General features: G+C 71.5%; 8 protein-coding genes. 4 read left to right on the forward strand and 4 right to left on the reverse strand.

Annotated features, from left to right (window positions below; genetic code table 11):
- Nucleotides 1-11 precede the first annotated feature (11 nt).
- Both ACH4KB_RS15455 and ACH4KB_RS15460 read left to right on the forward strand, forming a co-directional pair.
- Complete coding sequence (locus tag ACH4KB_RS15455) at nt 12-446, forward strand: hypothetical protein (RefSeq protein WP_398066453.1); 435 nt, start codon at nt 12-14, stop codon at nt 444-446.
- A 152-nt stretch (nt 447-598) separates the two neighbouring features.
- Nucleotides 599-769 (forward strand): DUF6381 family protein, encoded by a 171-nt coding sequence (locus ACH4KB_RS15460; RefSeq protein ID WP_398066454.1) that lies wholly within the window; start codon nt 599-601, stop codon nt 767-769.
- 39 nt (nt 770-808) lie between these two features.
- Here ACH4KB_RS15460 and ACH4KB_RS15465 read toward each other — a convergent pair whose 3' ends face one another.
- On the reverse strand, nt 809-2317 hold the full coding sequence (locus tag ACH4KB_RS15465) for a hypothetical protein (RefSeq protein ID WP_398066455.1): 1509 nt from the start codon (nt 2315-2317) through the stop codon (nt 809-811).
- Nucleotides 2318-2729: 412 nt separating this feature from the next.
- On the opposite strand from ACH4KB_RS15465, the gene ACH4KB_RS15470 reads away from it, so the two are divergent.
- On the forward strand, nt 2730-3278 hold the full coding sequence (locus tag ACH4KB_RS15470; protein ID WP_398066456.1) for a GNAT family N-acetyltransferase: 549 nt from the start codon (nt 2730-2732) through the stop codon (nt 3276-3278).
- Nucleotides 3279-3397: 119 nt separating this feature from the next.
- Here the strand turns inward: ACH4KB_RS15470 and ACH4KB_RS15475 are convergent, their stop codons facing one another.
- The 3 genes from ACH4KB_RS15475 to ACH4KB_RS15485 all read right to left on the reverse strand — a co-directional run bounded on the left by ACH4KB_RS15475 (nt 3398) and on the right by ACH4KB_RS15485 (nt 7372).
- The gene (locus tag ACH4KB_RS15475; protein WP_398066457.1) at nt 3398-4141 is read right to left on the reverse strand and encodes a transporter substrate-binding domain-containing protein; all 744 of its coding nucleotides are present in this window, start codon (nt 4139-4141) and stop codon (nt 3398-3400) included.
- 127 nt (nt 4142-4268) lie between these two features.
- Nucleotides 4269-4781 carry a DinB family protein gene (locus tag ACH4KB_RS15480; RefSeq protein WP_398066458.1) on the reverse strand — a complete coding sequence of 171 codons (513 nt, stop codon included), beginning with the start codon at nt 4779-4781 and terminating at the stop codon, nt 4269-4271.
- A gap of 155 nt (nt 4782-4936) precedes the next feature.
- The gene (locus ACH4KB_RS15485; RefSeq protein ID WP_398066459.1) at nt 4937-7372 is read right to left on the reverse strand and encodes a polysaccharide lyase 8 family protein; all 2436 of its coding nucleotides are present in this window, start codon (nt 7370-7372) and stop codon (nt 4937-4939) included.
- Between the two features lie 400 nt (nt 7373-7772).
- On the opposite strand from ACH4KB_RS15485, the gene ACH4KB_RS15490 reads away from it, so the two are divergent.
- Nucleotides 7773-8909, forward strand: coding sequence for a substrate-binding domain-containing protein (locus tag ACH4KB_RS15490; RefSeq protein ID WP_398066460.1), 1137 nt, complete (start codon nt 7773-7775; stop codon nt 8907-8909).
- Nucleotides 8910-9052 lie beyond the last annotated feature (143 nt).

Consider the following 9052-nt stretch of genomic DNA (forward strand, 5'->3'; position numbering starts at 1 on the left):
CAAGGAAACCCATGCACCCCGAACACCGGCCGCCCGATGCGCGGCATCAGCGACCCGAAGGCGTGACCGACTCGACCGTCGAGGCCCTCGGGGCGCTCTCGAAGGCGCTGGAGACCGTCGAGCGTGCCCGCGGCGCCCTCTACGACTTCCATCAGCTCACCGGGAGCGCCGACCTCGCGCTCGACGACGCCGTACGACTGCTCCGCGCCGCGGGGCACGGACAGCACGCCGAGCGGGTCGAACGGGAGATTCTCGGCCGCAACGTGATCCCCGGACACTGGACCTTCCAGATCGTCGAGGAGTACAACGCCACCTACTACGACGTGTTCCGGACGATCGAACGAGAGATCAGGCAGGCGCTCGCCAAGGGCCGCGACCACCTCTACGAGGCCGAGATGAAGGCGACCAGGCGGACCGAGGGGCATCCGGACCACACCGCCGAATGACGGGCGGCCGCCGTCCTCCAGGAACCCGCCCTCCTGCCGTCACCGAACGTAGCCGCAAGAGATGCGGACCGGACGGACTCCGGTGACGCTGGGGCTCCGGTCACGCACGCAACGCTGGTTGCCGACGGAGGACCGAAGACGGAGGACACCCCATGAACCCGTACGACACCCCGCTGGAGCGAGCCCGCCGCAACCGTGAACGCGCCGAGGAACTGGGCCGTGCCGCGGACCGGGCCACCGACCCCGAGCACCGGCAGCGGCTGCGGGAGAAGGCGCTGCGGCTGCTGCGCGACGAGCCCACGGCCGAGTCCCGCCCTTCCTGAAGGCTTGTCGACGTGGCCGCGCTCGGACGCGGCCATGTTCTAGTCCCTGACTTTGAGAAAGCGCATCCGGGTCGCGCCATTGCTGTCGGTGCCGCCGGCCTCGGCGTCGGTGATCTTGCCGCCGGTGAGGACGAACATCAGGTGCAGGCGGACCGTCCGGGGGCCCGAAGCGACCGTGTACTCGGTCATGATGTGCGTGGTTCCGCCCTGCTGCTCCTGCCTCGCCGCGTTGATCGCCGCGATCTGGGTGAAGCTCGTCAGGAGGGTGTCCGTGGTCTCGTCCCTGAGCCAGCCGATGATGTAGCCGCTGCCGCCGGTGGCGGAGCCGAGCGCGTACCGTACGTCGCTGTCGATGTGGTAGACGCCGGCTTCCGGGAGCACGATGTCGGACTCGGGGATCGGCACGTCGGTACCGACCCGGGCCAGGAGGTCGGCGTGCTGCCGCTCGGCGTTGAGGAACGCGCTCACTGGCGTGAGACGGGCGCCGATCTCCCACCTCTCAGGGCAGCCGGGCGTCCCGGTGACATCGATGTCCACCGACCGTTCGACTCCGCTGTTGCCGCCCGGGGCGAGACCTGTCAGGTCGACCCGCGGCACGAGTAGTCCACCGGTCGTGTTCCGTGCGGCATTGCACGGGGAAGGGTCCAGGGAAGGCGTGTCGGGTGCGTACAGACACCCGTCGCTGCCCCGGGTGACGGCGTTGTCCCGGTCGGTGGAGATACACGGAGGGCGTGCGGTGACGCAGCCGTCCTGGCAGGAGGCGACCGGGACGACCGGCGGGACCGGGGCGTAGGGGGTCGAGCCGTCGAGGGTGTCGGTCGTGCAGGTGACCGCGCCGTCGCAGTTGCGGCAGGTCGTGCGGAGGAACGGTCGGCCGCAGCCCGGGGCGGACGCCTGGACGGTGAGGACGAAGCTGTCGACCGTCCACTGTTTGGGGCCGACCCGGCAGGCATCGTCGTTACCTGTCTCCAGGTTGAGCTCGACGACGATCCTTCCCGCGAGGACGTCCGCGAGAGGCACGGTGGTCGGTGGGATCACGCCGTTGTCGTCTCCACCCGCCGGCAGATCGGGTGGGCCCAGGAGATCGGTGCGGACCGGGGTCGTGCCGTTCCACAGTGCGAAGCGGCCGTAGAGCCGGCAGGCCGGGTTCCTGCCGTCGTTGTGGACGTGGACCGAGGCGCTGATCGTGACGTCGGTGGGGTTGCCGCGCAGGGACGCGGGGTCGATGTGCACGACGCCGGCGAGCCAGGTGTGCTGGCCGTTGTGCGTCCCGTCGTCGGCCGGGAATACGCCCGTGCCGCTGTTCAGGATGGTCTGGGCGACGACAGGGTCCAGTGCGGCATGGGTGTTGGCGATGGTGTAGTACGGCGTCGGGTCGGTGGTGCTCGCGGTCGCAGTGACCCGGTACGGCGCGGAATCGCGCAGGGGGGTCGTCTCGCAGTGCTCGCACGGCTTGGAGCCGGAGCAAGGCGGGGGAGGGCAGACCGGCTTGGAGGGCCGACAGTCGCCGATGGTGATCGGTGACTGCCCGCAGCCGCATGCGCTCATGGATCAACTCCAGGAGAAGATGGGGGTGTTGGTTGTTTCGCTGAGCTCCGCACGGCCGAGCAGTGGAACGAAGAGGAGTGGAAGAAGACCGTGCAGCGGCCCGTTCGCCGCGGGAGTGTCCGACAGGACGCGTCGACCGTCATCCGGCTGCGGGTTCCCGCAACCGGTCATGTCCTCAGGGTGGGAGAGGGGGAAGCGGCCGTGTCGGCCCCACTGCTGCGATTCCGCTACTGGGTAAACCGCCCCGGGCGCTTAAACATTGACCTACCTGATGCCCGGTCACTTGTCGTCTTCGTTGCCATTTCCAAGGTACTGTCCCGTGATCTGTCAGGCATTACCCCGAAAGAGTGGAGGATTCCCCGTCGTGGCAGAGCGCTCGTACGTCTGCCGGTGTCCCGCTGGTGCGCGGGAAATGCCGGTTGCCCGAACGGTCGACGCCCGGGTAGCGTCGCGCGCCGTGACCACCCCGACCCTGCGCACCGAGAGGCTCCTGCTGGAGCCGTACGCTCCCGAGGACGAAGAGGACTTCGTCGCCCTGTTCCAGGACACCGAGGTGTCCCGGTGGATGGGTGACGGCCCTTCCACCGAGGCGGAGGACAGGGCGCTGTTCGGGCGGGTCTTCACCAAGGTCTACGCCCAGGACCTGTTCTCCGTCTGGGCTGTGCGTCGCGACGGGATCCTCGTCGGGCACGCCGAGATCAAACGGACCGACGCCGTCGACGGCCACGAGATCATCTATGCCCTGGCCCCCACCGCATGGGGAGCCGGCCTGGGAACCGAGCTGGCACAGGCCGTCGTCGCCCACGGGTTCGGCACCCTCGGACTGACCGAGGTCCACGCCACGGTCGCCGCCGCGAACGAGGCCTCGCTGACCCTTCTGCGCAGAATCGGCTTCGAGCACATGAGGGACATCGAGGAGGACGACGGCAGCACCACCCGCGTGCTGACCCGTCACCGCTGAGGCGAGGAACGCACCCTTCACCCGGCCCGACCGCAGAGCCGCCCGATGTTCGCCCCGTCCAGCTCGACATCGGTATCCCCGTCGCCACGCCCGCAGAACGGCGGCGGCCCGGCGGGGGTTCAGCCCGCAGGCGCCACGATCGCGCCCTCCACACCATGGCGCTTCAGGGCGTCGGCGACGAAACCGACCGCCTTCATCTCCTCCACGAACGACGCCAGCGGCTCCTGCGCCGCGGTCCCTCGCCCGGCCGGCACCCCCATGGCCTGCCGGATCACCATGAACCGCCCCGGCAGTACCCGTACGCCTCCGGCCCGCGCGGCCTCGGCCTCCAGCAACTGCCGGATACCGGCCGCCACCTCGACCTCACCCGCCCGCAGGGCCGCGAGCGCGCGAGGGGCGCCCTCCAGCCGGACGATCTCGGCCATGCGGATCTCGCGGGTGAGGAAGAGGTCGTACGCGGACCCGGACCCGACCGAGATCCGGGTGCCCTCGCGGTCCACCTGGCCGTTCTCGGAGACCGGAGATGCCTCCGGCACCAGATAAGAGCCCTCGATGAGGACGTACGGGGCGGTGAACCGCAGCCCCTCGCCCCGGGCGGGATCGACCGCGAAGAACCCGATGTCCGCCCGCTCGGCCCGCACCGCGTCGACCGACAGCGCGGCCCTCTCGAAGGCCACCAGTTCGACGGGCACCCCGAGCCGCCGCCCGAACTCCCTCGCGAGGTCGACGGAGACCCCGGCCGGCTCGCCGCTCGCCGGATCCCGGTGGGCCAGGATCGGATTGCCGAGGTTGATCGAGGCACGCAGGGCGCCGCCGGGCGCGAACGTGCGGGCGAGGGCGGGAGACACCGGCTGCTGAGTCATGGCGCCGAGTCTACGAGTGCGCCCACCGCGGCCGGGGGTCGCACGGAACGGCCCGCGGGGCGCGCCGGACTGCTGCCCCTCTGCCCGCCGCGGTCGCGGGACGCGGGTCCGGCCTCCCTCCGGGGCCTCAGGCTCCCACCGTGCCGTCCACCCCTTCGCGCAGCAGGTCCGCGTGACCGTTGTGGCGGCCGTACTCCAGCAGGACGTGCACCATGACCATGCGCAGCGAGACGTCCTTCTCCCAGCGCGGCTGACGCCCCACCAGGTCCATTGAGGCCGCCCCCCGTTCGATACGGCGTGAGGTCTCCACCTCGGCCTCCCAGGCGGCGAACGCCTCGGCTCGTGTCGAGGCGCTCGCGTCGTACGCCGCCTGGAAGTCGAAGGGCTGCACGGACCACACCATGGGGGCCGCCTCGTCCTCGAACACCCGCCGGAACCAATCGCGTTCCACTTCGGCCAGATGCCGCACCAGAGCCAGCAGGGACAAGGTGGACGGCGGCATCGACCGCTCGCGCAACTCGTCGTCGCCCAGCCCCGCGCACTTCCTGGCGAGGGTCTCCCGCTGGTAGTCGAGAAAGGCCCGCAGCGTCTCGCGCTCGCTCCCCAGCAGCGGAGGCGCGATCCGGTGGTCGTCCGTCATGATGATGTTCCCCACTCCGTGTTCCGGCCGACAGTATGACCGGCCGACGCCTCCTGGCCTGATCCGGACGACGGACCCCAGGGCGGACATCGGTCGGGAGGGCTTCGCCGGGGCAGTCAGGAGCCATCTGTTCGACGCCGGTCCGCCGACGCGGTTCAGGACAGCCGTACCTTGACCGTCTGCGTCGCCCCGCGCGTCCCGGAGAGGTCGCCGAAGACGAGGCGCAGCGACGCCCCCGTGGTCGCCGATGTCACCGTCGCCGGTTTCGACACGACCGAGGCGACGGCCCGGTTCCACGTGAGCGTCAGGCTTGTCCGCATCCGCATGGGGTCACTCACGCAGACCGTCGCCGTTCCGCCGGCGTGCTCGGTGACCATCACCGAGCACGGGGCGTCCGCCACCAGCGGCCCGACGCTCCCGCCGAACCAGAAATTGACGGCGGTCAGTCCGAGCGAGGGGGCCGTCACCCCCTGCTGATCGTCGGTGTTGGCGAGCACCCGGAGCCAGCCGCTGTCCGCCGCCCGTGCCGCCGTGCGCTGTTCGGACGCGCCGGGCAGGAGCTGGTACGCGTACGTGGCGTCCGACGGGTCCTGGCCGTGGTCGAACCAGAGGGTGAGGTATTTCCGGGAGACCGGATCCGTGGAGCCCGCCGTGTTGATGTCGCGCCAGCGGCCCGTCCGGTTCTCCCGCCGTGCGTTCACGGTGGCCCCGCCCGGGAAAACGTATCCGCCGTGACCGGCGAGATGGGCCCAGGTCGCTCCGGTCAGGGTCGCCGACCACGGGAACGCGAGGGGTTTCACCGAACCGTCGACGGTGAACGGGGCGTTGCCCGTCGGCCCCAGGTTGCGGTTGTCGACGGTCGTCTCCACTGCCGCGCCGTCGCGGCTGTGGATGCCCCCGCCCAGGCACACGACGGTGTCGTCGAGGAAGAACCACGACTTCTTCGCCATCAGCGTGCTGGAGAGCCCCTTGAGGTACTGGCCCACGGCGGCCCGCCTCCCGTCGGTGACTCCGCCGACCCAGTTCACATCGGGGAGCGAGGTGCCCCAGTCGCCGCCCGCTCCGTCGGCGAGCACCTTGCGCGAGGCCGTGGTGCCGGGCAGCCGGTACGGGTCGACGGTGGGCCAGAAGGCGTCACTGTACTGGCCGTTGGCGAAGGTGTCACCCCACCAGTAGAGCAGTCCCGACCCGGTGTGCCAGCCGCGCAGGTTCTCGCCGTTGCCGGTCTCGTAATAGGTGATCCGCCGGTCGGCCATGCTCAGCGACGCCGCCCAGCCCGGACGGCGGTGGGTGGTCCGCGCCATGTCGGGGAAGAGCCGGTGGCCCTCCGGCTCGGGGACCGGAGCCAGCGAGGTGTCGTCCAGGACGTCCTTGATCCGGGCCAGCGCGGTGAGCCCGAGGGAGGGGTTGCTCAGCGGCGGGCTGTAGTAGTCGCGCTGCGCCCAGCCCTTGACGAGCCCTCTCCACCGGTTGTTCTCCGCGTCCGACGCGGACCGGCCCAGCAGCACGACGGAGGCGAGGATGGGGTGTCCGCGCCGGTGGTCGTCGACCTCGCCCCGGCTGATGGCGCGTCCCGCTACCGCGTCCATGACGAGGCCGTTGAAGAGGAACGGGGCCCAGGCGTTCTCCACCGCGTCGAACACCACCTGCCGCTTCGGGTCGGTGACCTCCCAGGTGGTTCCCTTGAGCAGCGCGAACAGCAGGCCGAGTCCGCCGAGCATCACCGATCCGTAGCTGCCGGTGTACGGCACGGTGGTGTGCTGGATGAACGACCCGTCGGCGTACAGACCGTCGCCCTTCGTCACCAGCGGGAAGACGGGGGAGAGGGCGTCCCGGGCCAGTGCGATCTTCGCCGCGCTTCCTCCGACGACCCCGCGCAGGGCCAGGACCCGGCACAGGTCGACCCGGTTCGCCCCGGTGCTGGTCCCGGTGTACGAGGCGACCGCCGAGTCCGGCACGAAATGGTCGACGGCGGCGCAGTAGCGCGTGAGCCGCTCCGGCGCGATGGCGTCGTACATCAGCACGCACACGTCCAGCAGGGCCTGCGGCGCGCCGATCTGCCAGCTGTACCAGTTTCCGTACCGGGCCCGGCCGTCGTTGTAGACCTGGGTGTGAAGATGCTCCAGGCCGGTCAGCACTGCATCGCGCAGCCCGGTGCTGCCGGTCAGCCCGGTGCCTTGCTGGCGGTAGGCCTGGGCCAGGGTGTTCAGGCGGACGAAGCTGTCGGCCATCCGTCCCGAGAGGACGTACGACTCGGCGTCGGTGTCCGGGTCCGGATCCGCGAACACGGCGTCGGGCCAGAGCGAGCCCTCCGCCGGCGCCATGGTCTCCAGCAGGCGCGAGGCCTTCGCGCCGAGATCGGCCAGTCGGCTCTTGAAGGGTTCGGCGGTCGGACTGAACCCCTCGCCGAGGATCAGCGCGCTCCAGGTGGTGCGGAGCGCCGCGTACGGATCGTCCTCGGTGGCGGTGGCGGTGGCGGTGGCGGTGGCGGTGGCGGTGGCGGGCGTGGCGAGCGTCAGCGCTCCGCCGCCCGCTGCGGTGAGCGCCGCCGAGGCGGCCAGGAAGGTACGGCGGGACCAGGCAGAAGTCATGGGGGAGCTCCGGGTCGGTGACGTGTCTCCGCCGGGAACCCGGCGCGCGGGGCGCCGAACCGTTCCCGGGATCCGACTGTTCTGAGCGGGCGGGCACTTTCTAGCAGCCACCTGACGACTCGCTCAATGACCTCGGCCGAATTGATCGTATCGATCGTTTCTCGGGGTGCATATGTACGGTCCGGCCGTGAACCGGCGTGCGCCCGTCGCGCCAGGGCAAATCCCCGCTCGGATCGTTTCGAGCGGAAGTGATCGATATGGTTGAGGCATGCCGGACGGGTCCCGGGAGGCACCGTGCGGGAACAGGAGTCCGATCGGTTCCGTCGCCCGGGCGGCGGCCGATCGGCCGCCGGAACACCGTCACGCCCGAGCCCAGCCGTTTCCGAGTCCAGGGGGATCCATGCGACTGCACGTCGACCAGCGCCACGAGCGGGTGCTCGAGCTCGTCCGCGAGCGAGGCAGCCTGCGCGTCGCCGAACTCGCCGAAGAACTCGGCATGTCCGCTGTCACCCTGCGCCGGGACGTCGAGGCGCTGGCCGCACAGGGCCTGGTGGAGCGGCTGCACGGCGCGGTGGTGTGGCCCACCGGGCAGTCCCGGCCCGCCCCCGCCGCCGCGCCCCCCGCCGAAGGGCTGGTGGTGGGCATGGTGGTGCCGACCACCGATTACTACTACGCGGACGTCGTGCGCGGCGCCCGGCGGACCGTCGAGGCCGCCGGCGCCCGCCTGACGATCGGGCTCTCCCGCTACCTCCCCGACGAGGACGCGGCCCAGGCCCGCCGGCTGCTGTCCACCGGTGCCGACGGACTCCTGCTGACGCCCAGCTGGGAGCGCGGCTGCCCGGAGCGGGGCGAGGGGCTGTGGGCGGCGGAGCAGGAGGTCCCGGTCGTCCTGGTGGAACGCTCGGCCCCTCTCGGTCATCCGGCGGCGGGCCTGGACCGGGTGCGTTCGGATCATGCGCACGGTGCGGCCGAAGCGGTGGCGCACCTGGCCGGGCTCGGGCACCGGGCGATCGCGCTCGCCGTGCAGGACAGCCCGACCGCTCCCCGGCTCCGGGTGGGATACCGGGCCGCCGTGGAGGCGCTGGGGCTGACCCCGGTGTCGGCCGCGCCGCTGGACGAGGCTCCGTCGAGGTCGGAGGCGAAGCGTTTCGAGCGGACCCTGGAGTACCTGTGCGAGGCCGTGGCGAGCGGCAACGTGACCGCCGCGATCGTGCACAGCGACGCGGACGCGATCGTCCTCATCCCGCGGCTCCAGGCCCGTGGCGTGCGGGTGCCCGAGGACCTCGCGGTGATCGCGTACGACGACGAGGTCGCCGGCCTCGCCGACCTGCCGCTCACCGCCGTGGCCCCGGACAAGCACGCCGTGGGGGCCGCCGCCGCCCGGCTCCTGCTTGACCGCCTGGGTGTGACGGAACCCGGCGGGACGGACCCGAGGGCGGGGGAGGCGGGCCGGAGTTCCGCCGCCCGCAGGCACCTGGACATCCTGCCCAGCCTGCGGATCCGGGTCTCCTGCGGGGCGGTCGCCGCCGCCCCCTGATGGAAGAAGTGCCGGTGTGAGGTGCCGTGGGGGGCGGGGGGGGGGGCCCCCCCCGCCCCCCCCCCCCGGGGGGCCCCGGGGGGGGGGGGGGGGGCCGGGATAACGCCCCCCCCAGTATGAGTAGGATGTTTTTTTGGATATGA

Origin of the sequence: Streptomyces sp. NPDC017520 (genome assembly GCF_044329855.1) — a bacterium.
In the GTDB taxonomy this organism is placed as follows: Bacteria; Actinomycetota; Actinomycetes; order Streptomycetales; family Streptomycetaceae; genus Streptomyces.

Excerpts from the sequence above, each read along its gene's own strand:
- ACH4KB_RS15455 (WP_398066453.1), top strand. The coding sequence starts at position 12 with ATGCACCCCGAACACCGGCCGCCCGATGCGCGGCATCAGCGACCCGAA.
- ACH4KB_RS15460 (WP_398066454.1), top strand. The coding sequence starts at position 599 with ATGAACCCGTACGACACCCCGCTGGAGCGAGCCCGCCGCAACCGTGAA.
- ACH4KB_RS15465 (WP_398066455.1), bottom strand. The coding sequence starts at position 2,317 with ATGAGCGCATGCGGCTGCGGGCAGTCACCGATCACCATCGGCGACTGT.
- ACH4KB_RS15470 (WP_398066456.1), top strand. The coding sequence starts at position 2,730 with ATGCCGGTTGCCCGAACGGTCGACGCCCGGGTAGCGTCGCGCGCCGTG.
- ACH4KB_RS15475 (WP_398066457.1), bottom strand. The coding sequence starts at position 4,141 with ATGACTCAGCAGCCGGTGTCTCCCGCCCTCGCCCGCACGTTCGCGCCC.
- ACH4KB_RS15480 (WP_398066458.1), bottom strand. The coding sequence starts at position 4,781 with ATGACGGACGACCACCGGATCGCGCCTCCGCTGCTGGGGAGCGAGCGC.
- ACH4KB_RS15485 (WP_398066459.1), bottom strand. The coding sequence starts at position 7,372 with ATGACTTCTGCCTGGTCCCGCCGTACCTTCCTGGCCGCCTCGGCGGCG.
- ACH4KB_RS15490 (WP_398066460.1), top strand. The coding sequence starts at position 7,773 with ATGCGACTGCACGTCGACCAGCGCCACGAGCGGGTGCTCGAGCTCGTC.